General features: G+C 68.7%; 21 protein-coding genes. 12 read left to right on the forward strand and 9 right to left on the reverse strand.

Annotated elements, in window-relative coordinates; translation table 11 throughout:
• Window positions 1-59 precede the first annotated feature (59 nt).
• The 3 genes from ACWCRJ_RS30060 to ACWCRJ_RS30070 all read left to right on the forward strand — a co-directional run bounded on the left by ACWCRJ_RS30060 (window position 60) and on the right by ACWCRJ_RS30070 (window position 3,310).
• A complete protein-coding gene (locus ACWCRJ_RS30060) occupies window positions 60-1,409 on the forward strand; it encodes an ABC transporter substrate-binding protein (protein ID WP_450942240.1) in 1,350 nt (449 codons plus the stop codon).
• A gap of 63 nt (window positions 1,410-1,472) precedes the next feature.
• A complete protein-coding gene (locus tag ACWCRJ_RS30065) occupies window positions 1,473-2,384 on the forward strand; it encodes a carbohydrate ABC transporter permease (RefSeq protein WP_450942241.1) in 912 nt (303 codons plus the stop codon).
• Entirely contained in the window at window positions 2,381-3,310 is a 930-nt protein-coding gene (locus ACWCRJ_RS30070; RefSeq protein WP_450942242.1) for a carbohydrate ABC transporter permease, read from the forward strand. The genes ACWCRJ_RS30065 and ACWCRJ_RS30070 overlap by 4 nt, the downstream gene beginning before the upstream one ends.
• Before the next feature lie 367 nt (window positions 3,311-3,677).
• Here the strand turns inward: ACWCRJ_RS30070 and ACWCRJ_RS30075 are convergent, their stop codons facing one another.
• Window positions 3,678-5,726, reverse strand: a complete 2,049-nt coding sequence (locus ACWCRJ_RS30075; RefSeq protein WP_450942243.1) for a glycoside hydrolase family 2 protein — start codon at window positions 5,724-5,726, stop codon at window positions 3,678-3,680.
• Window positions 5,727-5,802: 76 nt separating this feature from the next.
• On the opposite strand from ACWCRJ_RS30075, the gene ACWCRJ_RS30080 reads away from it, so the two are divergent.
• Window positions 5,803-7,065 carry a cellulase-like family protein gene (locus ACWCRJ_RS30080; protein WP_450942244.1) on the forward strand — a complete coding sequence of 421 codons (1,263 nt, stop codon included), beginning with the start codon at window positions 5,803-5,805 and terminating at the stop codon, window positions 7,063-7,065.
• Between the two features lie 509 nt (window positions 7,066-7,574).
• Here ACWCRJ_RS30080 and ACWCRJ_RS30085 read toward each other — a convergent pair.
• The gene (locus tag ACWCRJ_RS30085; protein ID WP_450942245.1) at window positions 7,575-7,988 is read right to left on the reverse strand and encodes a DUF4259 domain-containing protein; all 414 of its coding nucleotides are present in this window, start codon (window positions 7,986-7,988) and stop codon (window positions 7,575-7,577) included.
• Between the two features lie 714 nt (window positions 7,989-8,702).
• Between ACWCRJ_RS30085 and ACWCRJ_RS30090 the strand changes: the two genes are divergently transcribed.
• Window positions 8,703-9,266: a dihydrofolate reductase family protein gene (locus ACWCRJ_RS30090; RefSeq protein ID WP_450942246.1), complete on the forward strand. Its 564-nt coding sequence runs from the start codon at window positions 8,703-8,705 to the stop codon at window positions 9,264-9,266.
• A gap of 272 nt (window positions 9,267-9,538) precedes the next feature.
• Here ACWCRJ_RS30090 and ACWCRJ_RS30095 read toward each other — a convergent pair whose 3' ends face one another.
• A complete protein-coding gene (locus ACWCRJ_RS30095; protein ID WP_450942247.1) occupies window positions 9,539-9,802 on the reverse strand; it encodes a hypothetical protein in 264 nt (87 codons plus the stop codon).
• A gap of 320 nt (window positions 9,803-10,122) precedes the next feature.
• Complete coding sequence (locus ACWCRJ_RS30100) at window positions 10,123-10,746, reverse strand: hypothetical protein (RefSeq protein ID WP_450942248.1); 624 nt, start codon at window positions 10,744-10,746, stop codon at window positions 10,123-10,125.
• Window positions 10,747-11,664: 918 nt separating this feature from the next.
• On the opposite strand from ACWCRJ_RS30100, the gene ACWCRJ_RS30105 reads away from it, so the two are divergent.
• The 3 genes from ACWCRJ_RS30105 to ACWCRJ_RS30115 all read left to right on the forward strand — a co-directional run bounded on the left by ACWCRJ_RS30105 (window position 11,665) and on the right by ACWCRJ_RS30115 (window position 14,508).
• Entirely contained in the window at window positions 11,665-12,252 is a 588-nt protein-coding gene (locus ACWCRJ_RS30105) for a carboxymuconolactone decarboxylase family protein (RefSeq protein ID WP_450942249.1), read from the forward strand.
• A 474-nt stretch (window positions 12,253-12,726) separates the two neighbouring features.
• On the forward strand, window positions 12,727-13,488 hold the full coding sequence (locus ACWCRJ_RS30110) for a hypothetical protein (protein ID WP_450942250.1): 762 nt from the start codon (window positions 12,727-12,729) through the stop codon (window positions 13,486-13,488).
• Window positions 13,489-13,734: 246 nt separating this feature from the next.
• Window positions 13,735-14,508, forward strand: coding sequence for a maleylpyruvate isomerase family mycothiol-dependent enzyme (locus ACWCRJ_RS30115; protein WP_450942251.1), 774 nt, complete (start codon window positions 13,735-13,737; stop codon window positions 14,506-14,508).
• A 569-nt stretch (window positions 14,509-15,077) separates the two neighbouring features.
• Here ACWCRJ_RS30115 and ACWCRJ_RS30120 read toward each other — a convergent pair.
• Entirely contained in the window at window positions 15,078-16,307 is a 1,230-nt protein-coding gene (locus ACWCRJ_RS30120) for a DUF418 domain-containing protein (RefSeq protein WP_450942252.1), read from the reverse strand.
• Between the two features lie 593 nt (window positions 16,308-16,900).
• Window positions 16,901-18,040 carry a PucR family transcriptional regulator gene (locus ACWCRJ_RS30125; RefSeq protein WP_450942253.1) on the reverse strand — a complete coding sequence of 380 codons (1,140 nt, stop codon included), beginning with the start codon at window positions 18,038-18,040 and terminating at the stop codon, window positions 16,901-16,903.
• A gap of 101 nt (window positions 18,041-18,141) precedes the next feature.
• Between ACWCRJ_RS30125 and ACWCRJ_RS30130 the strand changes: the two genes are divergently transcribed.
• The 3 genes from ACWCRJ_RS30130 (at window position 18,142) to ACWCRJ_RS30140 (ending at window position 21,544) form a co-directional block, all read left to right on the forward strand.
• Window positions 18,142-19,197: a ferredoxin reductase gene (locus tag ACWCRJ_RS30130; protein ID WP_450942254.1), complete on the forward strand. Its 1,056-nt coding sequence runs from the start codon at window positions 18,142-18,144 to the stop codon at window positions 19,195-19,197.
• Window positions 19,198-19,204: 7 nt separating this feature from the next.
• Window positions 19,205-20,323 (forward strand): fatty acid desaturase family protein, encoded by a 1,119-nt coding sequence (locus tag ACWCRJ_RS30135; RefSeq protein WP_450942255.1) that lies wholly within the window; start codon window positions 19,205-19,207, stop codon window positions 20,321-20,323.
• Window positions 20,324-20,962: 639 nt separating this feature from the next.
• Window positions 20,963-21,544 carry a dihydrofolate reductase family protein gene (locus tag ACWCRJ_RS30140; RefSeq protein ID WP_450942256.1) on the forward strand — a complete coding sequence of 194 codons (582 nt, stop codon included), beginning with the start codon at window positions 20,963-20,965 and terminating at the stop codon, window positions 21,542-21,544.
• 208 nt (window positions 21,545-21,752) lie between these two features.
• On the opposite strand, the gene ACWCRJ_RS30145 is transcribed toward ACWCRJ_RS30140, so the two are convergent.
• The gene (locus ACWCRJ_RS30145; protein ID WP_450942257.1) at window positions 21,753-22,514 is read right to left on the reverse strand and encodes a beta-glucanase; all 762 of its coding nucleotides are present in this window, start codon (window positions 22,512-22,514) and stop codon (window positions 21,753-21,755) included.
• Between the two features lie 425 nt (window positions 22,515-22,939).
• Window positions 22,940-23,509, reverse strand: coding sequence for a dienelactone hydrolase family protein (locus ACWCRJ_RS30150; protein WP_450942258.1), 570 nt, complete (start codon window positions 23,507-23,509; stop codon window positions 22,940-22,942).
• A 118-nt stretch (window positions 23,510-23,627) separates the two neighbouring features.
• Between ACWCRJ_RS30150 and ACWCRJ_RS30155 the strand changes: the two genes are divergently transcribed.
• On the forward strand, window positions 23,628-24,101 hold the full coding sequence (locus ACWCRJ_RS30155; RefSeq protein WP_450942259.1) for a hypothetical protein: 474 nt from the start codon (window positions 23,628-23,630) through the stop codon (window positions 24,099-24,101).
• 52 nt (window positions 24,102-24,153) lie between these two features.
• Here the strand turns inward: ACWCRJ_RS30155 and ACWCRJ_RS30160 are convergent, their stop codons facing one another.
• A complete protein-coding gene (locus ACWCRJ_RS30160; RefSeq protein ID WP_450942260.1) occupies window positions 24,154-24,741 on the reverse strand; it encodes an exonuclease domain-containing protein in 588 nt (195 codons plus the stop codon).
• Between the last annotated feature and the right edge of the window lie 200 nt (window positions 24,742-24,941).

Below are 24,941 nucleotides of genomic sequence, written 5' to 3' on the forward strand. Positions count from 1 at the left end.
CGAGACTGACCGGCACGCAACAGGCACCTTCAGGACGAAGCCAGGAAGGACCTCCTCCCATGAGCCGCACCACACCCCGCCGCAGAAGCCGGGGCGCCCTAGCGACGACCCTGGTCGCCGTCTCCCTGCTCATCTCCGCCTGCGGGGGCGGGGATTCGACCGGTTCGCAGGACAAGACACAGGCACCCGCCAAGCCCGGCGAGAAGGTCGACCTGCGCTTCTGGTCGTGGGTCCCCGGTGTCGACAAGGCCGTCGACAAGTGGAATTCCACCCACCCGGACATCCACGTCAAACTGGAGAAGATCACGGCAGGCAGCAGCGGCGGCTACGCGAAGATGCGCGCCGCCCTCAAGAGCGGCAACGCCCCCGACCTGGCGCAGGTGGAGTACCAGGAGATCCCCTCGTTCCTGCTGGAGAACGGCCTGGTGAACCTGTCCGAGTACGGCGCGGACAAGGACCGGTCGAAGTTCGTGGACTGGCAGTGGCAGCAGGGAGTCTTCGGCTCGGCCGTCTACGCGATCCCCCAGGCGTCCGGTCCCATGGGCCTGTTCTACCGCTCCGACCTGTTCAAGAAGTGGGGCATCGCTCCGCCCGAGACCTGGGACGAGTACGCGCAGGCCGCAGAGAAGATCCACAACGCCGACCCGAAGGCCTACATCGGCACCTTCCCGCCCGGCAACTCCGCCTGGTTCACCGCACTCGCCTGGCAGGCCGGCGCCAAGTGGTTCGGCGTCGACGGCGACACCTGGTCGGTGAACATCGCCTCCCCGGAGACCCTCAAGGTCGCCGCCTTCTGGGACAAGATGCGCACCAAGAAACTGATCAAGACCGAACCCGACTTCGCCAACGGCTGGTACAAGGACCTGCAGTCCGGCGCCATCACCTCATGGGTGAGTGCCCAGTGGGGCGACGCCATCATCAGCGGAAACGCCCCCAAGACCGCCGGAAAATGGGCCGTGGCGCCCATGCCGCAGTGGACGAAGGGCGCGAACGTCTCCGCGAACTGGGGCGGCTCCTCCACGGCTGTCCTCAAGGGCGCCAAGCACATCCCCGAGGCACTGAAGTTCGCCGAATGGCTCAACACCGACCCCGCGAGCGTCGACCTGCTGCTGCAGGGCGGATACGGCTGGCCCGCGGCGGCCGACGCCTACAAGGGCTCCTCACTGGACAAGCCGTCATCGTTCTTCGGAGGCCAGAAGTACAACGAGGTCTTCGCACAGTCGGACAAGAACATCGACACCTCGTGGAAGTGGATGCCGACGATCGACGCCACCTACCAGCACCTCAACGACGGCTTCCAGGCCGCCGTGGCGGGCAAGGGCTCGTTCGTCTCCGCGGTCCAGCAGGCACAGAAGCAGACCGTCGAGGATTTGAAGAGGAAGGGCCTGAAGGTTTCCACCGGCCAGTGACCGCCTCCGGAGGGCGCGACCGGCCACCGCCGCTCTCCCCTCCGGACTCCAGAAAGCACCCACATGCCCACCCGCACGCGAGCACCCCGCCGCCGCAGAAATCTGGCGCCCGTCGCCTTCGTCGCGCCCTTCCTCCTGCTGTTCCTGCTGACCTTCGCCGCCCCCATCGGCTACGCCGTCTTCCAGAGCGTCATGGACGTCGAACACACCGGGCCGCTGGGGCTCGGCGGCAGCCGTACCGTGTTCGTCGCGCTGAGCAACTACTCCGACGCGTTGTCCGATGACGCCTTTGTGCGCAGCATCGGTCGCGTGCTGCTGTTCGCGGTCGTCCAGGTGCCGGTGATGGTCGCACTGTCCGCCGGGCTCGCCCTGCTGCTGGACAGCGCCTCGGCCAGAGGCGTGCGGTTCTTCCGCGCCGCCTACTTCCTGCCCTACGGCGTTCCGGGGGTCATCGCGTCCATCCTGTGGGGCTTCTTGTACGTTCCGGGAGTCAGCCCTCTCGTGGACGGCATGCGCCACCTGGGAGTGTCGGTGGACCTGCTGGGCGGAAACACGGTCCTGTGGTCCATCGCGAACATCGTCACCTGGGAGTTCGCCGGCTACAACGTCCTGGTTCTCGTCGCCCAGTTGCGTACCGTCCCCGGGGAGTTGTACGAGGCCGCCCGCATCGACGGCGCCAGCGCCTGGATGACGATCCGGTATGTCAAGCTGCCGCTGCTGCGCCCGGCGCTCATCCTCACCACGGTCTTCACCATCATCGGCACGCTGCAACTGTTCGCGGAACCGCTGGTGCTCCGGCCCGTCTCGTCGAGTATCGACAGCGCCTACACCCCCAACCTCAGCGCCTACAACGAGGCGTTCACCAACGACAACTACCACCTCGCCGCCGCCGAAGCAGTCCTGCTCGCCCTCGCCGCGTTCGCGCTCTCCTTCGGTTTCCTGCGGCTGGTCAACAAGAGAGGTGGGGACACGTGAGTCTCCGGACAGCGGCCCGCACAGTCCCGCCGAGGGGTGAGAAGCCGGCCTGCGAGGACGGCAGGACGCCGCGCGGCGACATCACCGGGGTCACCACGCGCAGTCGCATCCTGGTCACCGGCCTGCTCGTGGCAGCCGCCGGGTACTTCCTGCTCCCGGTGTACTGGCTGGTCGTGGCGTCCACCAAGTCCACCGGCGACCTGTTCGGCAGCTTCGGGCTGTGGTTCGCCCGTCCGCAGTTCCTGAGCAACCTGCACCAAGTGGTCACCTACGACCACGCGATCTACCTGCGCTGGGCCGTCAACAGCCTGCTGTACGCGGGGATCGGCGCAGGCGTGGCGACACTGCTGGCCGCGATGTCCGGCTACGCGCTGGCGAAGTTCTCCTTCGCCGGCCGCGACACGATCTTCAACATCGTGCTGGGGGGCGTCCTGATCCCTGCCACGGCGCTGGCGCTGCCGATGTACCTGCTGTTCAGCGAGGCAGGCCTGGCGAACACCTACTGGGCCGTGCTGCTGCCGAGCTTCGTCAGTCCCTTCGGCGTGTACCTGTGCCGGATCTACGCGGCGGCATCCATACCGGACGAGTTGTTGGAGGCAGCCCGCATCGACGGCGCGGGAGAGTTCCGCATCTTCACCGTCGTTGCTCTGCGCATCATGACCCCCGCCCTGGTGACGATCTTCCTCTTCCAGTTCGTCGGCATCTGGAACAACTACTTCCTGCCGCTGGTCATGCTGTCCGACTCCAAGCTCTACCCCATCACCCTCGGTCTGACGTCATGGCAGTCCTTCGCCGACCGCCAACCGCAGCTCTACCAGCTGACCGTGGGAGGTGCCTTTGTGTCCGTCGTCCCTCTGATGATCGCCATGGTCGCCCTGCAGCGCTTCTGGCGCAGCGGTCTGACCGAGGGCAGCGTCAAGGCCTGACCGGCCGGACGCCGGAACCTGTGGCGGACACGCCGCTGGTTCCGGCCCGTCGCGTACCGGCCGCCGTGGATGCTGCTCGTGCGACGACGCCGGGGCGCCAACGCCCTTGCCCCGTCGGCGAGTTGCAGAGAACCTCGGCCGCACCGCCGCCCGGGACTGCGGTTACTGCGCACCACCCGTTCAGGACACCGGATGCCCCGGCCAGGAGGTCACTCTCGCCTCCTGGCCGGGGCACCGACGGGTTCTTCGAGTCGCGGTGGCCGCACGACCTGACGCAGCTCATCTCCCACGACGACGGCGTCACCACGTGTACCGCTTCCGCGGTGGCGAGGCGGTCCGCACGGACGTCCGCGCCGGTGACCGCTCGTCACCTGCCCCGAGGATTCACCGCCTTGCGGAACACGTCGTAGACGAGCTTGGGCCGCTCCTCGGCGAAGGTGACCAGGCCCATCACGGAGATGCCGTTGTAGTCCTGGTTGTATCCGGCCCGCTGCTTGTAGTCCTTGAGCACCCAGTAGGTGAATCCGGCGACGAACTCGCTGCGCGCCGTCACCTGCGCCCAGTGCGCGGTGAAGCCGGCCGCCTGCCACTCCTCCGTGCCCTGTGTGGTGGCGGGTCCGTGGGTGCCTGCCACGGACCAGGTGCCGTTCTCGGTGATCAGGATGGGCTTGCCGGGATACTTCGCGTGCACCGCGTCGAGCGTGGGACCGAGGTCGGCGTCCTTGCCGTAGAAGTAGCCGAAGTACTCGTTGAACCCGATCACGTCGGCGAGGTCGAACGCGGGGTCGTTGCTCGTGTTGGAGGCCCACGTCACCGGGCGGGCGGTGAGATCGACCGACTTCACGGCCGCCTTCAGGTCGGCGAGCCAGGCCCGGTAGACGGGAGCGCCGCCGGTGTCGATCTCCGACTCGTTCTGCAGGCCCCACAGGATCACCGAAGGGTGGTTGTGCTGGTTCCACGCCATGGTCAGGGCAAGGGCGCGGGCGAGGCCGTAACGCTCGGTCTGGAGTTTCTCCTGGGGGGTGTTGAGCCACATCGTGTCGATGTCGTCCATCACCAGCACGCCGTGCTCGTCCGCCCAGTCGTAGACGTACGGGTGGCGGTTGTAGACGCAGTTACGGATGAAGTTGGCGCCCAGTGCCGTGATGTGTCCCAGTTCCCGGTCGTACTCGGGCGGCGTCATGGCCCTGCCATGGGCAGCCGTCTCCTCGTGCCAGTTGAGGCCCTTGAGGAACAGCGGCTTGCCGTTCAGGCGCAACTGGGCGTCCGCGATGCTCAGTTCGCGTACGCCGTACACGGTGGACAGTGTGTCCACTCGTGGCCCCGAAGCTCTGCCGGTGTTCAGGGTGGCGCGGGCGGTGAGTGTGTGCGGCGAAGCCGGGCTCCAGCGTGGGGCGTGGGGGATCGGGACCGAGACGCGCACGACGCCGGCCGACCGGGCCGCTATCCGTGCCGCGACCACGACGGGTCGGCCGCCGCTCCCCCGGCCGGGATCCAGGGTGAGCCGGCCGTCGAAGCCGGTGGCGCCGTGGTTCTCGACGACCGCGTGTGCCTCAAGGCGCCCGCGCGCGGCGGACACGAGCAGTTTGGCGATGGTGACCTTCGGGACCGCCTCGATCCAGACGGACCGGGTCAGTCCCGCGTAGGGCCAGTAGTCGACGGGCTTGTACGGCAGCTCGTGGTCGTCGGTGACCGGCTGCGCCGTCGAGGCCGTGTAGTCGGTATAACTGGCCCGGCGGAAGACCCGCACGGCGATCGTCTGGCGGGTCCCCGGCCGGAGCGCCCCCGCGACCGGAAGCGCGAACGGCGAGTTGGCGCCTTCGTGCTTGCCCAGGTGCGTGCCGTCGAGCCACACCTCGGCGCTGTATCCGGCGGCCAGGAAGGCGAGGCGTACGTGCCGGGCCCGCCAGGACGCGGGCACGTCGATGGTGGTGCGGTACCAGGCGTAGCCGTCGGCGAACGCCGTGCCCCTGCCGAAGGGGGCGGTCTCCGAGCCGAAGTCGGGGGTGTCCAGCAGATCCCAGGCCGCCGGAACGCCGATGCGGCCCCAGGTCCGGTCGTCGTGGCGCGGGGAGTGCCAGCCTTCGCCGAGGCCCTGGCCAGCGGGGTCGAACCGGAATCGCCAGCGTCTGTCCAGGGACAGGTAGTCGCGCGTGGGTTCGTGGGTGCGCCAGCCGTCGAAGGCCGGAAGCACCGTGCCGTACTGGAAGACGACGTTGGTGCCGCCGACCTCGCGCACATGCGTGCCGGAGGGCTCCGTGGCGGGGTGGGTGTCGAGCACCGGGCCGTTCGCGGCCGCCGAGGCCGTGCCGTCCGCCGCTCGCGCCGTCTGCGGCCAGGCCGGCAGGGCGACGACGGCGGCGGCGCCGAGTCCGGTGACGACGGTGCGCCGGGACGGGTGGATGGATTCGGTCATGGCACATGAGCCTGGGCAGTCCCACCACCCCTGTCAAGCATTATTCATAATTAATGAATTGAGCTACCGTGCCCTCATGACCACACAGCAGCAAGCACTGGCCATCACCCTGTGGGACTTCAGCTGGTACACACAGGCGGGCCCCGGCGAGCCGTTCGCCGATCTCGACCGCGCCTTCGCCGAGGCGGTGGACCGGGGCTTCAACACCGTGCGCGTCTGCGCCATGCCCTTCCTGCTGTTCTCCGGACGTGTTCCCGATCCGGAGTCGATCGAGGTCCGCGGCCTGGGCGAGGAGTTCGGACAGCGCACCCGCTGGTACGACGTGCGCGGCGGCTATCCGCTGGACGGACGCCGACGGCTCGTCGAGCTGTTCGAAGCGGCCGCCCGCCACGACTGCAAGGTGATCGTGTCCTCCTGGGAGTACCAGCAGTCCCCCAGCTTCGCCGACACCGACGCCTGGCACCGCGCCCTGGCCGAGGTCCCCGGCCCGGACCGGGCCGAGGCGGTGGCCGAAGCACTCGCCGGACTCCTCGACTTCCTCACCGAGCGCGGACTGGCCGACCAGGTCGCCTACGTCGAAGTGCACAACGAGGTCGACAACTGCTCCCTCGTGCCACGCGACGGTGCCACCCACTACGCCTATCTGCGCGGCCCTCTCGACCGTGCCGTGAAGCTGCTGCAGGCCCGACACCCCGGCATCCCCGTCACCTACTCACTGGGCGAACCCTGGCCGAGCGAGATCGACGACCTGCCGGAGGGGGCGCAGATCGCGCACTTCCACTTCTACGTCTACGGCGTGCTCGGCGCGCTGTACGAGGCGGTCGGACTCGGCCACGGCACCGAAGCGGCCCCCGAGACGGCGACCTGGCCCACCCCCGAACTGGCCGCCATGCTGCGCCCCGACGCACCCGCCTTCGCCGACTACCAGCCGGACGAGCCCTGGCGACTGGCCGCCACCGGAATCCCACGCGAACTGTTCTACGCACACGACTGGGTCGACCCCGACCGCTGGGACCTGTGGCTCTACGAGAACTATCCGGCGCACCGGCAGGCCATGCGCGACACGCTGGCCTCGTGGGTCGACTCGGTCGCCGACTTCGCCCGCCTGCGCGGCATTCCCGCCGTGCTCGGTGAGGGCGTCGTCGGATACACCCCGCTGCTGACACGCTTCGAGGAGGACGCCGTCGGCAAGGACATCGCCGAGTACGTCGTCGACCGCTGCATCGCCGCGGGCTTCCGGGGCGTCGTCCTGACCTCGAACGCGGCCCCGCACCACCCCATGTGGAACACCGACCAGGACTGGATGCGCCGGGTCAACGCCCGCATCACGGCGATCTGAGCCGGGCCGCCACGGCAGCCGGCCGCGCACGACGACGGTGCGAAAGCCTGCCGAACACCGTGCCGAAAGGGCCGACCCGCCGACGGTGCGGGTCGTGCCCGGGCGCTGCGGCCGGGCGGCCGGGAACCCCCGGCTCACCCTGATGAACGTCGAGCCGGATGATGCGCCCTCGCCGCCTGGTGCGCAACGGGTGGTCGACCCCTTCGATGGTCGTGATCTCACAGCCCTCGACCAGGTGCAGGTAGGCGAGGTCCAGCCGGGCGAGAGCCGCGGTCCGTGGGGCCGCCTCCCCAGCTGTCGGCGCGCAGATTGGTGTTGGGGGCGATCGAGTACTGGTCCTGGCCGCGGTGGGTGATCTGCCACAGCTGGGTCTCACTGCCGTCCCAGACCTTCTGCCGGGCTCGGTGGCGACTCGGCCATGCGGCTGAAGTGCACCGCGCGGGGCCAGCACAGCGTTCGGAGCCGCCGCGATACGTACGGCCGGCGGAACTACCGCCACCGCGGCCCAGTCAGGCAGTGCGTGTGTCGAGTGCTTCGAGGATCCGTCGCACTTCCTTGCGCCACTGGTCCGCGTCGGCGCTGTCCGCCCAGCCGGTTGCCATTTCTGATCCGTCCTGGAGCACCCGGTCCAAGGCGAGTCTCGCCGACGCGCTCAGGGAGGCCGGCAGTTCGGGCAGCGGTTCGCTGGGGCCGACATCGGGGTTGATCCCGATGGGGCTGTCCGGAAGGGTGCCGGCGACGAGAGCGCCGGCGACAACGGCTTCGGCCCCGTCTCCGCCATCGACGCGGGCTCCCGCGTCGATGACTCGCCGTAATGCCCGCTCCAGCACGTCAATGACCTGCTGGCGGGTGAGTCCCTCCAGCTCGTCGACGAAGTCTGCGGCGCGGTCGTTGTCGAACGGGCCGGTTCCCCACGTTCCCATGCATGGCTCCTGATACGGCTGTCTCGGACGAAGGCATGCTTCCATGCGCCACTGACATCGGTCACGGGGCGAGGAGGCCCCGCCTGCCGAGCAGTGCGAGAAGTCGGCGCGAGCGGAGGGCTTCCGCGGTGACCGGGCGAGGGTTGGCGTAGGGGTGGGCCAAGGCCTGCGCGATGACCTCGTCGAAGTCCGCTTCGTCATCAAGGCCGAGTTCGGCAAGCGAGCGCGGGGCGCCGAGTTCCGCTGATGCCCGCGCCAGGTGCCTGGGTACGTCGTCCGTGCTGTCGCTCTCGCCGCGCCGAACAGGACGAAGTCGGGACGGGCCAAGTAGACCACGACACCGAGCAGTTGCAGGTACTCGTGGTGCCGCCCGTCGAGGTCATCGACCGTGTCGAGGGCGATCGCGGCGCAGCCCAGGAGCTCCAGCAGGTCCAGCCGCCGCGGGCCACGGACGGCGGCTGAGTCGTCGGCGGTGATCAGGGTGAAGCCGTATCCGGTCAGGGCCCAGCATCATGAGGTGCGTCCTCGCCCGCTACTCAGGTGAGCGGGAATTCACATGAAATCCGCGACACCCCATCCCCGGCCCCCTACGCCCTGCCTCCTGCCCCCTGACAGACGGCGCACGCGACTCCATGCGAGCCGGTCGCGCACCGATGAGTTTCCCGCGCCGCGCCGGTCTGTGCGTGTGAGACCGACTTACGGAAGGCTGGCGCCATGCGGAAACTGATCTACGGCATGAACGTGACCCTGGACGGCTACATCGCCGCGCCCGGCGACGACATCGGCTGGAGCGTGCCGAGCGATGAGCTGTTCCAGTTCTGGTCCGACCAGTTGCAGGCGACCGACGTCACGCTGTACGGGCGAAAGCTGTGGCAGACGATGAGCTCCTACTGGCCGACCGGCGACCAGCAGCCCGACGCCAACCCGGCGGAGATCGAGTTCGCGCGTCGCTGGCGGGACATGTCGAAGGTGGTGTTCTCCTCGACCATCGACAAGGTCGACTGGAACGCCCGCCTGGTCCCCGGCGACGCGGTCGCCGAGATCACCCGGCTCAAGGCCGAGGACGGCGGGCCGATGGACATCGGCGGCGCGACGCTCGCCGGGGCGGCCATGCGGGCCGGGCTGATCGACGAGTACGTGCTGGCCACCGCACCGGTCCTGGCGGGCGGCGGCACACCGTTCTTCACCGCGCTGGACAGTTGGGTGAACCTGAACCTGGTGGAGACGCGGACGCTTCCCGGCGGCGTGATCCTGACCAGGTACGAGACGAGGCGCTGAGGACCCGTCCGCATACGGCGGCACGCCCGGACGATGGCCATCGCCCCGCCCGCCCGGCTGCTGTCGGGCACGGCCGGCGATGTCCATCACGTCACGCAACATCGCCCGGCCTTGCTCGGGCAGGTCCTCCTCCAGGACGGACAGTGCCTTCGGTGACGGCGTACGGGCCAGGCCACTGCGCTCATCGCCGGAAGTCGAGCACGTCGGCCGGGCCGACGCCGACCGAGTCGTCGCGGCCCGCCAGGAACTCCGTCACGGCCGCGACCGTGAGGTCAGGGGCACAGGCCACTGTCCGAGTTGTAGTAGATGTCGATCGAGCCGCTCCAGGTCATGCACAGCCCGGGCTTGGGGAGGTCCTTGTACACCGGGCCGGCGTAGGTCGTGTAGGAGCCCGCATCCCTCGCCGTGGTGCTGCTGGTCGGCCAGGTGTCCAGGGTGACCTCCATGAACACGCGGGCGCCGGGCCTGTTGCGTACGGTCACGGCGCACCACTGCTTGTCCCCGGAGCTGTAGGCCACGTATGTGGTGGCTGCCACGGTGGTCTGCGAGGACTCGATCGGAGTCGATGTGAAGACCTCGTACCCCTTGTCGCACGCTCCGTTGTAGGCACCGGCGGTGGCGGCCGAGGCCGGTGCGGTCGCGGCGAGCGTGCCGCCCGCCAGGGCGGCAAGGGCGCCGGCGGTGACTGCCTGGTGGCGGATCGACTTTGTGGTGTCGCAGAGCCGCGGCCCGCTCAGGCCAGGGGGAACCGGGGCCAGGGACGGCTCTCCCCGCCCCGGTGCATGACCGGAACGGGGGCCGTCCTTCCGACCCCCGTGGCGAAGATGGCGGCCGGCCCCCTTTCCCGGTGGTCCGGTCAGTACAGCTTGTTGACGGCCGTGGTCGTGGTCTTCTTGAAAGCGGTCACCGGCGCGTTCACGAAGTCGCCCATCTGTCCCCATTGAACGACGGTGACGGTCCTGTCGTCCCGTCCGACCGACAGCAGGGTGACGTCGTTGGCGCCCCAGGACGTCTCGGTGTTGAGGCCACGGACGTGGGCGCCCTCCTCGACCTGCAGCGTGCCGTAGTCCCGGCCCTCGGCGTCGATGTCGGGCGAGGACTCCTCGAGACGGTCGGCGCAGGTGCGGATCAGGTCGTCGTAGTGCTTCGCCAAGTCCTTGGCCTGGGCGGCCGTGCCCGTCACGACGGTCAGTTGCACGGCGCCGGCGTCCACATCGGTCCGGAAGGTGCGGTGGCGGTAGTCGTAGTCGAGCACGCCCTCCGTGCTCACACACGAGCCGAGCTCCTCCGGGAACCCCTCGGTGACCGGCCCGGCGGTCCAGGATGACGTCGGGTGCGGCGGCAGCTGGGACGCCGACAGGAACTTGGGCGCGGCCGCCTTCGGTGCGGCGCCCGCGGCTGGTGCGGTCAGGACCGTGCCCGCCGCGACAGCGGCGACGGTCAGGGCGGTCAGAGCGCTCATGCGGATGCGCATGGACATGGGTGTTCCCCCGTGGATTGGAGTGTGTACGTGGATGCCGCGGCGAGGCCGGCTGGTCAGCCCGGACCTGCTCGGTGCGACACCAACAGCATCGACGGTCGCAACAGCCGCGCGCAACCACCCACGGCCGAACCGACAGGGTGGAACCATCCCACCCTGCCTGACCTGCAGATACATGCAGTACCTGGGATACCGTCCCCGGCCGGGTGAGGTCGTACGTCGTACAAGGAGTCGTACAAGGAAAGGCAGACCCCAGTCGGTACAAGCTGACGACCACAGGGTCCATCGCGGAGAACGCGCCGCCCTCGTGGATGCGCAGCCGCCACCTCGCCGCGGTGGAGGGCAACCGAGGGAGTCGTCCCCGCGCAACTTCGAGCGCGGGAAAGGGGGTGGAGGCGGCTGTGACTGCCCGGGCCCTCTTCGACGAACTTGGTCGCGCCGCCTTGCACCCCCGTCAGCGTCTGTTCGCACGGCCGAGGAGGCTGAGCCGAGCTTGTCGACGGGCCGGGAGAAGCGTTCGGTATGGAGCGTCGTGGCTACGCGATCGGCACCGACTTCGTCGACGCGCCGGCGGGGGTGAGCGATGACGAGAGCGTCGGACCTGGATCGACGAGGGGCACGAGGCGAGAACAGCCGGACCACCAGTCCAGGTGGGAGTCGTGCAATCCGTTTCACTCCGGGTACCTGCCCCGTGCGGTGGGCGGTCCCACTGGCCATCGGCACCGGGCCGTTCTGCACGGACCACAGCCAGGCGGAATGCTTGATCCTCGGCTTCGTGCTCCTCCGCGCCCTGGTGTCCGCTGTCCGTCATCCCGGCCGCCGTCGTCCGCTGCCGGTGACGCGTGGCTCGAAGTGCTCCAGAGACGTGGCTTGTCGTCGGCGTTTCCGCCGGACTGCCTTTGGCATAGCGTGGCCCACGTGTCAGAGCCGCCGATGCCGCCCGCCGCGCCTCGCATTCCGCCGCAGCCCGCGGATGAATGGGATGAATCCGTACGGGAGACGTTGTCCGCCGACATCGCATCACTGGGCCTCGGCGTGTCTTCGCTCGGTGAGGCACACGTGTTTACGACGCTCGCCCGTCATCCGAAGTTGTTCGCCGCCTGGCTTCCCTTCAGCAGCCAGTTGCTGCTTGCGGGTGAGCTACCCTTCGCCGACCGCGAGTTGGTCATTCTTCGGGTGGCGCGCAATTGCGAGTCGCCCTACGAGTGGGGCCAGCACGTGAGAATCGCGGCGAAGGCAGGGTTGTCATCGGAAGACATGGCTCGGGTGGCTGTGGGTCCCGACGCGCCGGGTTGGACGGAACGGCAGTCGTTGCTGCTGCGGGCCACGGACGAGTTGCGCTCCGGCGCCCGGATCGGTCAGTCGACGTGGGCAGGGCTGACCCGGCACCTGACGGAGCACGAGTTGATCGAACTACCCATGCTGGTGGGCCACTACCATCTGCTGGCCTTCACCCTGAACTCCCTGGAGGTACTGCCGGAACCCGGGCTGCCCCCCATGGGCTGACAGAATCTCTTCGGCAGCAGCCGGTCGGCGTTTCCCTGCCCCGGTAGTCCCGGACATCGGCAAAGGGTCGGGATCGGCTGGCGCGTACGCGCCGGAGGGTGTGTGGGAATCCGCGGAAGAGCCCGCCGGTAGGCAGTGGGGCCCCGCGCCGCGCTCGCGTACAGCGACGGCAGGGCAGTGGCCGCTGGGCCGGGTCTGGGCCAGGGGCCCTCTTATGACAAGCGGCCGTCGGCGCTGTACTCGCTGTTGCCGGTAGAAGGGGTGCGGCGGCCGCGGGTCTTGGCGGCGGAAGCTGATCGACGTTGTCCGCCGACGGGCGCGGACCGGTGCTCCAAGGAGGGATCTGCCTGCGGAATACGGAACGTGGAAGGCCGACGTCGACTCCACGACTTACCCGGCCCACCAACACGCCGCCCCAAGCAGAGCCACAAGAATGCACGTGACAGCAACAACTGGTTCCACGACCATGGGGCGATGACCACGCAGTCGGGCCGTCTCAGCCTGAGCATCATGTGCCCATCGCCCGACGAGGGCGGCGTGGAGGTCCGCCCGATCGTCAATGGCCGAGATCTTCTGGCCGACGTGCTTCCTGGCGGCGTCGGAGGCTCCCGATATCTGGGAGTAGGACCCCGGTATCTCTTGGGCCAGGACGGGCCGTTGCATGCCACCGCGACGCCCCACGAGGCTCGTCTCGCTTGGTCCGGGTGCGGTGTGGAGGAGTGCTGTGGTGCTCTGTACGTGACGGTCAGGCGTGACGGGGATCATGTCTTCTGGACGGGCTGGCGTGATCTGGCCAATCCGGACGTCGACCTGCGGGAGCTTCGCTTCACCGCGGGGCAGTACGAGGCTGAGGTCCGGCGAGCTGAGGAGGATCGCAGTTGGGAATGGCCGGCGGGAACGGTTGCCCGGCTGCTTGAGGCGCGGCTGAGGGAACGCGGGGACTGGCTGCTCCGGTGGGAGTGCGAGTTGGAAGGCGTCTGGGCGCACCGTAGGGAACCCGATCAGATCCACGTCGTTCTTCTGCATCCCCGTGACCGAGCCGATGCCGATCGGCCCTGGATCCAGTTCGGGATGACTCTCCCGGTCTCCGGGGACGCTCCATCGGACCAGGCCGAGCGCCTTGAAGCGCAGTTGGCCGCAGGCGATCCCTGTGTCACCGCCGAGGTCTGGGGAGGTTCGCATGATGCCGAGCAACTGGGCTACCCCTGGCCACCGGTCTACCCACCCCTCGTGTGAACGACAGGGATCAGCGAGGGTGGGCTCCTCTTGCCGTGCGTACACACGGACGGCGAGCGGTCATCATCAGCCCCCAGCAAGGCGGTTGACTTCCAGCACCACCGACCTACGACCAGCCCGGCCAACCACCAACCCACGCCACCACCGGATTTGACGAGCTACCGGTAGTGGTTCCTCAGGTTTGGGCGGGGAGCGGGACCGACAGGACTCTGGACAGGACGTCCGAGTGCGTAAAGGATCGTGCTCATGACACCCGAGGATGCCATTGTCACTACCGCCGACCGGATCGCGGTGCTGCTGGAGGCGGGGGCCGACCCGCGAACGCCGTTGCCGGGCGCGGAGTGGACGGTGGGCGAGGCTGCGGCGCACCTCGCGCTGGCGGGGAAGCTGATGGCGGACATCGGGGCGGGCGAGCACCATCCCTACGGCGATGGGACGCCGAGCGGTCTCGCGGCGGCCAACCGTGCGGCTCTGGCCGTCTTCCCGGAGCGGGATCCGGCGATCCTCGGCGCGGAGATCGCGGACAGGGCCCGGGCCTTCGTCGCGGCCGCTGCCGACTGCGGTTCGCGGGAGGCGATGCTGACACCCATGGGGCCGATGGACAGGGCCACCCTGGGCTCGTATCTGCTCACGCATCTGCTCGGGCACGGCTACGACATCGCGGTCGCGTTGCGCGGGCCGCACATGGTCAACCGGGAAGTGGTCGCCTTCACGCTGCCCTTCATACGACTGGCCATGCCCCGTGTAGTGAACTCCGCAGCGGCCGGCCATGAGGCGTGCTACGTGTTGCGGATCGGCCGGGACCGCTTCGCCGTCACCTTCGCGGACGGCATGCCCACGGTCACCGACACCCCGCCCAGGCGCCCCGATTGCACGATCGCCATCGACCCCGTCGCCTTCCTCCTCCTCGCCCTGGGCCGCTGGACCACCCCCACCGTCATGGCCCGCGCCAAAGTCGTCGTCTGGGGCCGCAAACCGTGGCTGGGCCTGCGCTTCCCGATGTTCTTCACAGCGCCGTAGAGAGCGAGCAGATTGCCACTCAACGGGGGCCTCTCCGACTCGTCCTCGCGCAAGAGCCTGTCCTGCTGCATGGGCAGGCCGCCGAGGCCGGGAGCATATCCGCGCTCTACGGCATGGTGAGGGAACATGTGTCCACCACTCCGCTGTCGAACTTCTTGGCACCGGCAGGCCGCTGAGGCTCGCACTGGCGGTGCGACCCAGCCGAGGACTACGGACGTGGGGCGTTCGGCCCTTCATGGCGGTAGTTGTTGAGATCAACGAGACCTTCAAAGGCCAACTCGACCTCGAACGCCACCTCGGCCGCACCTACGGACGGCGCCGCGCCCCGGTGCAGAGTCTCCACGGCCACAGACCCGCGCAATCGGGACCGGTGGGGACTCAAATCCACGGACGGGGTTGCGGTCTCTTCAAGGGCCAGGCGTGGGCAAGGCGACCCTCGGCGGATCAGCACCCGTGACGTCTGCGCATGCCACAGAGAGCGAGCGCGAGTCGGAGCCGCTCAGCTGTCGCCGGTCCGTTCCTTTCCCGGTGGCCCCGGCGCCGCACGACAAGCCCCGATGACCTGCGCCTCAGTGAACACGCCCGGCGATCCCCGTCGCCCTTCCCACCAGCCATTCCAGCGGCCCTCGCTGGAAGAAGCGGGCCCAGAGGGTGGCGAAGACCGTCATGGACGCGATGAAGCCGAGCAGGACGTAGAGAGGCTGGACGGTCGCTCCCCCGGTGTCCAGGAGCCAGATGGCGACGATGTGGGAGACATACGCGGTCAGCGACATCGAGCCGACCGCGATGACGGGCCCTGCCAGTCGACGCAGCCGGGGCCAGGCGTCCATGGCGGCCAGGCACGCGACGATCACCAGGATCGCCACACCGGTGTTGCCCACGATGGACAAGGTGGCCTCGCTGTGCGGGGAGGCGGCCAGCATCCCGGCGGGGCTGTCGCCGAAGATGCCATCGCTGCCGGGCGATGGCGACGCCATCGAGGACATGGACGGCGTGGAGACCAGGGCCGACCCCTCCTCGGCCTGCCGGACGGCTGCGGCTGCCCCCGGTACGAGACGCAGCGCCAGCCAGGAGCCGCCGTAGCCGGCCACGGCGAGCGCGAAACCGGAGAGGGCCAGGCGTGTCCGGACCGCCGTGTCGGCCAGGTCGAGGCGGGCGACGGCCATTCCGGCGATGACGAACGGCACCCAGGTCAGGGCCGGGTAGCCGCCGGTGAAGAACAGCGAGACGAGGCCGTCCGCCTCGCCGACGGTGGGGAAGGAGCGGTCGCCGACCACCGGCTTCAGCAGGTACAGCAGCTGCGGGCCGGTCAGGGCCCACGCCACGGCGATCAGCGCCAGCGGCTTGGCGCCCAGCCTGTACAGCGGCAGCACGAGCAGGAAGAACAGTCCGTAGAAGGCGAGGATCGGGACGACCGGGGTGCCGGTCATGGTCAGGGCGGTGCCGAGAGCCAGCAGGATCACGGCCCGAATGATCACCTTGGCGACCGCCTGCCGGCCGGCCGGGCCGGTCTTCGGTGTGCGGCGCCCGGTGATGAGGGCGACCGCGAAGCCGGCCAGGACGGCGAACAGGGCGGAGGAACGGCCTTGCGCCAGCTCCATGAGGGAATCGATGACAACGCCCTGGCCCGGAGCGGGGCCCACATGGACCGCGTACATACCGAAGACGGCCAGGCCGCGGGCAAGGTCCAACCCGACCAGCCGTCCTACGCCGGGCGCGCCTGTCGGGGGCATGGTGTGCTCGGATGCCGGTGACGGCGCGCCGGCCGTGGGCAGAGGGGAAGTCGGGTGATCTGTCATGCCGTCCAGCCTGGAGACCGTACCGATCATGGAATACCCGGCAGAGGGCTGCGACGGCCCTGCCGACCGGCGGACGACGCCCCGCCAGGTGGAGGGAGTTGCCGCTCACCGGACCGTGGGGGCTCTTACGGCGGTGGGGTCGAGCGGGGAGGGCCGGGATGGCGCCGACCAAGTTGATGCGCAGCGCACGTGCTGGTGGCTGACAGCCGCTGTCCCGCCGCGCCCTCGGGCGGACGACGGGGTGTGCAGGGGGTTGTCTTCTCGGCGGCTGACCCGCGGATGCCGTGTGCCGGCCGGCTGGGGGTGTGACCGACCGGCGGTGATGTCTGCCCAGCCGACTCACCGACAACCCCGACCTCCGCTCCGATGGTGTTCAACAGCGCGGAGGCCGGACAGAACGGGACACGCACCTAGCCCAGTCCGAGCCGGTGATACCGATCTCCCCCGGGGCGCACGAGCGAGCGGATCACACCGAGGAGGAGACACGAGCCCTGGACCACTCGCGGACACGGTCGTGGACCACTCGCGGACACGGTCGTGGACCACTCGCGGACGCGGTCGTGGACACTGTCATGGACGGTCGAAGGAACGCGTCAGCTGCCCCGAAGACCGACCGCCAGCGTCAGTTCAAGTACCCGGTGCGGCGACCCCAGATCCGGAAAGAGCTCCCGCAGTTGCGACATCCGGTACCGGACGGTCTGGGGATGGACGAACAACGCCGCCGCCACCTCGTCCCGCCTGCCCTGGTGCAGCAGCCACGCCCGCAACGTCTCCTCCAGCCGTCGCGCGGTCGCGTCGGGCAGGGTCCGCAACGGTGCGAGGGCTCGGGCACGCAGGTCCCCGAACGCCTCCATGTCGGCGCTCAGCACCAGCTCGGGCAGGTGGTCCTCGGTGTCGCGGATGTCGGAGGAGAGGGAGCGCGCGCGTACCGCTCGTTCGTACGAGGCGGACGCACGGGTCCATGGCCGGGCCGGGCCGACCACGGCGGTGCGGTCGGCCAGCTGCCTCAGGAGATGCGATCGGTCGGCATCGGGGACGAGCAGTACGCCCAAGTCGTCCGGCAGATCGTCCAGGACGAGGGTGCTCGGGTCGAGCGCGCGGTAGGCAGGCCGGGCCTGGGCGGCGGGCAGCAGGACCGCGGTCAGCGAAACCGGAGGCTGCCACCCGGCCCGTTGAACAGAGACCAGCAGCACGTCCGGGCTCGCGCCGGTGAGGAGGTCGCGGACCAGTTGCTCCAGGTGGCGCTCATGAACCCGGCCCCGGGCAGCCAGCTCGTCGGCATGGCCCGCGGCGCTCGCGGCGGAGAGTTCATCGATGTAGGCGAAGGTCAGCTCGGCGAACTTGGCGACCTCGGCGGCGGGCAGACCTGCGGGTACGGCACCGGCGGCCAGGCATCGCCAGGCCACGCGGGCACCGACACGGTAGGCGCTGAGCAGGGCGTCCATCGAGCGGCCGTCGCGCACCTCGCCGCGGCCCAGCTCGTAAGCCGCGTCACCGGCGTCGCCGCCCGTGGCGTTCCCGCTCGCCACGTCCAGGTAGTGGCCCAGGGCGGTGCGGACGGCCCGGCGGATCGTGCCGCCCATACGGCCCGACAGGGCGTTGGCGTAGGGAGGGACCTCGTCGATGATCGCCTGGACAACCTCGTCGGCGGTGGTTCTCAGCGCGGCCCGAAGCGCGGTGACCGTCGTCTCATCCAGGGCCGGTTCGGTGGCCCTTCGGATTGCATGGCTCATTTTTTGCTGGCTCATCTTTTGTTCCCTGCGAACAATTCTGCCGACCAGATTCACGTCCTACGGTCAGGACTTTACGCCCTGAGGCGCAGCAAGCTGGAGTCATGACGAGTACAGCCCTCCGCAGCAGGGCGTGGAAAATGCTGGAGATGGTCACGACGCCGCTGCTGCCTTCGGACTACCTCGACCTGGTCAGCCCGCTACGCGCGGGTGCCGACCTGCGGGGGCGCATCGAGGCCGTGCACCCCGAGACGGATGACGCCGCGACCATCGTGATCAGACCGGGACGAGGCTGGCGCGGGCACACGGCCGGTCAGTACGTACGGATCGGGGTCGACGTCGACGGGGTGCGCCTGTGGCGTGCCTACTCGGTCACCTCGCCGACAGGCCGCCGGGACGGCCGTGTCACGATCACCGTGAAAGCGATCCCGGACGGCAAGGTCAGCAATTACCTGGTCCGCAGGGCGAAGCCGGGCACGCTGATCCAGCTCGACCAGGCCACCGGTGACTTCGTGCTGCCGCAGGCCAAGCCCGCCAAGGTGCTCTATCTGACGGCCGGCAGCGGCATCACGCCCGTGATGGGCATGCTGCGCGACACCGAGTTGGGCGACGTCGTCATGGTCCACTCCGCGCCACAGCCGCAAGATGTGATCTTCCGCGACGATCTGCATGACCTGGTCGCGGAGAAGAAGCTGCGTCTCATCGAGCTGCACACCGACACGGACGGCATGCTCGACATCACCCGACTCGACGAACTCGTGCCCGACTGGGCCGAGCGCGAGACCTGGGCCTGCGGGCCCGCGGGCCTGCTCGACGCAGCCGAGAAGCACTGGGCCGAGCACGGCGTCCCGGAGCGCCTGCACACCGAACGCTTCCGCCCTACCGTCGTCGCCGCCGGCGACGGTGGCGAGGTCACGTTCAGCTCCACCGGCAAGACCGTCGACGCGGACGGCGCCACGCCGTTGCTGGACGTCGGCGAAGAAGCCGGCGTGCTCATGCCGTCCGGGTGCCGCATGGGCATCTGCTTCGGCTGTGTCACGCCGCTCAAGGCGGGCGCCGTCCGCGACCTGCGCACCGGCGAGATCACCGAGGCCGAGCCGGGCGTCCTCATCCAGACCTGTGTGTCCGCCGCGGCGGGCCCCTGCGACATCGAACGGTAGGAGCACCTTGACCGCCATCGACCCCACCGCCCACCTGACCGCGGAGCAGATCGAGGAGCTCGGCCGCGAACTGGACGCGATCCGCGACGAGGTGATCGCCGACCGCGGGGAGAAGGACGCCGCCTACATCCGCAAGGTCATCTCGGCGCAGCGCAAGCTCGAACTGGTCAGCCGGGGTGTCCTGCTGTTCTCGATCTTCCCGCCCGCATGGCTGATCGGCACCGCCGGTCTGTCCGTGGCGAAGATCATGGACAACATGGAGATCGGCCACAACATCCTGCACGGCCAGTGGGACTGGATGCGGGACCCGAAGATCCACTCCACCACCTGGGAGTGGGATCACGTCTCGCCGGCCGAGCAGTGGAAGCACTCGCACAACGAGCTGCACCACACGTACACCAACGTGATCGGCAAGGACAACGACCTCGGCTACGGCATCATGCGCGTCGACGAGGACCAGAAGTGGCATCCGTTCCACCTCGGCCAGCCGCTGTGGAACTTCATCAACGCCTGCTTCTTCGAGTACGGCATCGCCGCGTACGACCTGGAGCTCGGCAAGAACCTGCACAAGCGCCGCCGCAACAACCCGGAGTTCCGCGCACGGGCCAGGGCCGTGGGCCGCAAGATCCGCAAGCAGGTGCTCAAGGACTACGTGATCCACCCGCTGCTGTCGGGCCCGTCGTTCCTCACCACGCTTGCCGCCACGTTCACCGCGAACCTCGTCCGCAACATCTGGACCCACTCCGTGATCATGTGCGGGCACTTCCCCGAGGGCGTACAGGTCTTCGAACGCCGGTCGATCAAGGGCGAGACGCGCGGCCAGTGGTACCTGCGCCAGATGATGGGCTCGGCGAACATCAGCGGCAGCAAGGCCATGCACTTCATGACCGGCAACCTGTCGCACCAGATCGAGCACCACCTGTTCCCGGACCTGCCGAGCAACCGGTACGCCGAGGTCGCGGTGAAGGTGCGCGCGTTGTTCGACAAGTACGAGCTGGAGTACGTCAGCGGGCCGCTGCCCAAGCAGGTGTTCTCCGCGTGGCACAAGGTCTTCCGGCTCTCCCTGCCGAACAAGAAGCCGAAGGTCCAGGCGCCGGACCGCGAGCAGGAGCTCGTCGCGGCCTGATTCCCGTCCGGGTTCAGATCCTTCGGCCGTACCGGCGGCGCCGCCTTCGTTGCGGTGAGATCCGTTGGCAGGGCCCGGGTACGCGACCGATTTGGCCACCGAGGCATTGAGACCGTGCCCATGCCGCCTTGTCCGCGCGTCCGACAAAGCACCGGCCATCGGATGTGTCTGGCGACCGGAGCCAAGCGAGGATCCGAACGAATCGACACCGGCGACCGCCGCCACCGCATTCCTGTGGACCGCCAAGGCAGTCGGGCTGGGGGCTCACCGCTCCCAGCCCGCCTCAGGCCCAAGGGCGGCCCCTCCGCGACACCATAGGCACATCGGGCGCATCGTCCAGAGCCGAGGGTTGGAGTCCGGCTCCCCCACCGAGCCCCGGTCCGTCTGCGTGCACTCACGCGGTGGGGGCTGGCGCCGTTCCTGCCGATCTTCTGCGGCCGAGGTGCGTGTCCGGCTGGTGACTTCGGTGCGTTCACCCGGCTCACGCCGACCCGGTACGTCGAAGTCCGGCGGCGGTTCCTGCGCGAACATCCCGGCCATGTGCTGGACAGCAGGCCCCTGCCGGCTCGTTGGATTTCGTCCAGGAGCGGCAGCTCACGACGCGTTAGTTTGGGGACACCCCAAGCAGAGGAGAGCTCCGTGGGCAAGGTGGTCATGTACAGCTCGGTGTCGGTGGACGGTTTCGTCGCGGACGAGAATGACCAGCCCGGACCGCTGTTCGACTGGTTGTCCAGCGGTGACGTCCCGTTGGACGGGAGCGGCGAGCTGAAGGTGTCGCAGGCGTCCTTCGATCACACCCGGCCGTACTGGGACCAGATCGGGGTGACCGTCGTCGGCCGGCACGTCTTCGACCTGACGAACGGCTGGGACGGGAAGCCTCCGGGCGGGATCGACCACGTGGTCGTCGTGACGCACCGGCCGGAACCCGAAGGCTGGGACCCCGAGGCGCCGTTTCACTTCGTCGACGGCGTCGAGGCAGCCATGGCGAAGGCACAAGAGCTTGCGGGCGACCGCACGGTGGAGGTCGCCGCCGGCGACGTCGGTGGCCAGGTGCTGGCTGCGGGCCTAGTCGACGAGGTGCGCATGGACGTCGTACCCGTGGTGTTCGGGTCCGGCAAGCGCTACTTCGGGTCGGTCCACGCGCAGCATCTGTTGGAGGATCCTGACGTGGTGATTCAGGGTAACCGGGTGCTTCACCTGCTCTATCAGGTGCGCCGTTGACCGATCAGAGCGGATACAGAGCGGATACGCGAAGAAGCCCACCGTGAACGGCGACACAAGAATGGACAAGTCCAGTTCAGTGGGCTGCGAGAATTCTGCCTTGTCGCCTGCCGAAAGCACCCTTTCCCTTGTTCCGGTGAGAGTGACCCGGCATTGCACAACCCGAATCACGACTGGCACCTACGGAATTCACCGTCGCCCCAGATGATCACGGTGCGTCATTGTCTGACACCTCCCCGGAATCGTCGGGCACCGCCTCCAGGAGTGCGACCGGCCGCCGCACCAAGAGGTGCTGGACCTTGTACGACATCTCCTTGACATGAGGAGCCGGTGGGGGGTGGTAACGGCCTGCGCACACCGACAGATTGACGATGAGGTAGGCGTGCCAGGAGCGTCCCACGCCTCGCCGGTCGGCGAACACCCGACTGCCGTTCACCCACCAGATCACGGACCTCGGACCGAACTCGACGCGAAGATCGACCCATGCGCCCGGGCCGATGGCGGGGTCGCGGTAGTAGAGGTTGCCGCCGCGAACATGGTTGGTCAGCTCCAGGAGGTCGGCGTTGTCGGGGTGGTACTCGAAGACATCGATCTCCTGGTCGCCGTCCCGCCAAGTCCAGATGGCCGGCCATGCGCCTAGCTCGTGCGGCAACCTGACCCGCGCCTCCAGCACATCCCCCGCGCGGACGGTGAAGCCCTCCTCGCTCCCCTCCGTGGTGAGCAGGCCGGCGGTCCACCGGCCGTCCTTGCGGCGGGTGGCACGGAAGGTACCCGAACGGCTGTAGGCCGGGTCCGCCGTCAGGTGATCCAGCTTGTTGTCTCCGGGGTTGATCGGTCCGCCGTTCGGATATGCCCACGAACGGCCTGCCACCCATTGACGGGTAGACGTGAAATCCGCCGTGAAGACGACCTCAGTGCCAGCCAAGATCGCCTCTGCCGACGCTGTTCCGTCGTTTCCAGAATTCTCCATGCACGGATGTTGCTCCGCATCTGACTTCGGCATGCAAATGCCGGGGAAATGACGGAACAGAAAATTCGTACGGGCGGATTCATATGACAAAAATTTTCTGCGTCCACTGGTTCGGTTGCGTCCACCGGGACGATCAGCCGCCGTTGGCCGCCGTGATCAAAGTCTGCGATTCGGTGGTAACCGTGGAATTCATCGCCGGAGCGGTTGCTGTCGACGCAGTCCAGTGTGTTCTGCTCAGACCTTCGCCGAAGGCCTCGCGACTGCATCTCGTGCCATTTTCGCCACGATGCGCGGGCCTGGCTTCGGCAAGATACTCGTACGCATGTGACCGGCCAGGGCCGCCCGTTGCCCAGGCTGCCCACGCACGCTGCCGAGGCGGTCCACGCAGGTCCGGCGCGAGACCGCCCACCGGTTGGCGGCGAGGATCAGACAGAGGCGAGGAACGCCCGCACGCGCTCGAGCAGCAGCCTGGATGCCTCCACGTCGAAGGCATCGAGAGAGGCGTCGGTGAACAGGTGCTGTTCGCCGGGGTACACGAACAGCTCGGCAGCCGATGCGGACTTGGCCAACTCGCGCGCCGCGGGCAGGTCTTCCTCGAAGAACTCGTCGCCCTCCTTGCCGTGGATCTGCACCGGCACACTGTCGGGCCAGGACCCCCCGTACTCGGTGACGGGCATGCAGGAGTGCATCAGTAGTGCTCCACGTGCGCCGGGCCGCGTCTGTGCGAGCCTCTGGGCGATCGTCACGCCGAACGAGAAGCCGGCGTACACCAGTTCCAGGCCGAGGTCCTCGGCGGCTGCCGCACCACGTTCCCTGAGAGTGCCGAACCCGGTCTCCCGCACGAACCCCATGCCCTCCTCAAGGCTCCCGAAGGTGCGGCCCTCGAACAGATCCGGAGTGTGTACGGTATGGCCGGCCTGTCGCAGGTCGTCGGCGAACGCCCGCACCCCGTCGGTCAAGCCCTGGACGTGATGGTAGAGCAGAACCTCAGCCATGTTTCGTGGTGTCCTTCGCCTATTGATCGACTGTCCCGCCAACGCACCAGGACGCTGGTACCTCCCTCGGCACCCGAGCCTCTCACAGCGCATGCGGGCATGGCAGACGGTTCACCCCATGCCCCGCAGCCGAGCGGCGGGTGCGCACGGACGGATCGGCGCAGAGCCCGCCCTGCGCGGGGTAGGCGTCGAGGAACTGGCGGGGGAGGTCGGTGCCATGCCGCGAAACCCGGCGACGCTGCTGCGCTATCTGGCGATGCCGGGCGCGGTGACGGAAGGCCGCGACGGCTTCCGGCTCACGGAGGTGGGCGCGCTGCTGCGGGCCGGCGCCCCGGGGTCGATGCGGGCGCCGGCGTTGATGTACGGCCGCCCGTTCTACGATCCGTTCGCCGCACTCGGGCACACCGTGCGCACGGGCCAGGTCGGCTTCGAGCATCTCTTCGGCGAGAACCTCGAGTGGGCTGCCGTCGGTGCTCGATCAGACAACGGTCAGGGCGTAGCAGGCGAAGGATCCCGCCCGTACCGCGGCCGCCGCTCGGCGTCAGCCGGGGGTGGGCGGGCGGGAGTGCGAGCCGTACGGGGGCAACGGTGATCCCGCCCCCCAGGGCCGGTCACGGTCGCGCAGCCGGACAACCGATACGAGGCTATGCGGCTGTGGCCCTGACCGGCCATGCCCCCCGGTCCCGCAGGTCCAGGACGAGTGCGGCGATGTTCCACGCGTCGTCCTCGCCGCGGTGATGGCGTCCCTCGAGCGGCAGTCCGGCGATCCTTAGGGCCTGGGCCATGCCGGGTTTCCTGCGCAACCCGTACGCCGCGGTGAACACGGCCTTGGCATTGGTGTGGGTGCGCTCCGTCGGATAGCCGAACGGGTACGCCACCCCGTCGGCCTGACTCTGCCGGGCGAATTGCCGCCGGTCGTACTCGCCCCAGCTAGCCCAGGGGCGCTCCCCCGCCTCGTACTCCTCGACGAGGATCCGGCATGCCTCGGCGAAGGTAACGCCGCGTTCCACCTCGGCTGGCGTGAGTCCTGTCAGTTCCGTGCAGAAGTCGCTCACCGTCGACCGGACAGGGCGGACCAGGACACGGTGCCGGGACACGCGACGCCCGGCCGACACGTCCACGACCGTGAGACCGATCTCGATGATCTCGTTCACGGAGCCGGGCGGCGGCTGTCCGTCCCAGCAAGTGGCTTCCACATCAATGACGTTCAGCAGGGAGGATTTGTGGCGCATGGGGACGAGGGTAGGGAAGTGCTCCGGGTCCCAGCACCTCAATTTCTGCCGAGAAGCGGCTGTCGAGCGCCACCGCACAGCCACGCCGACTTTGCCACCTCAGGGTCGCGGATGCGCGGTCACCCTCCGCGTGACGCGCCGAGGGAGTGCTGCGCTACCCGTCGGCCCCGGACTTCCCGGTCTCCTGGTCGTCGTCGACG

The organism is Streptomyces sp. NPDC002324, assembly GCF_053593335.1.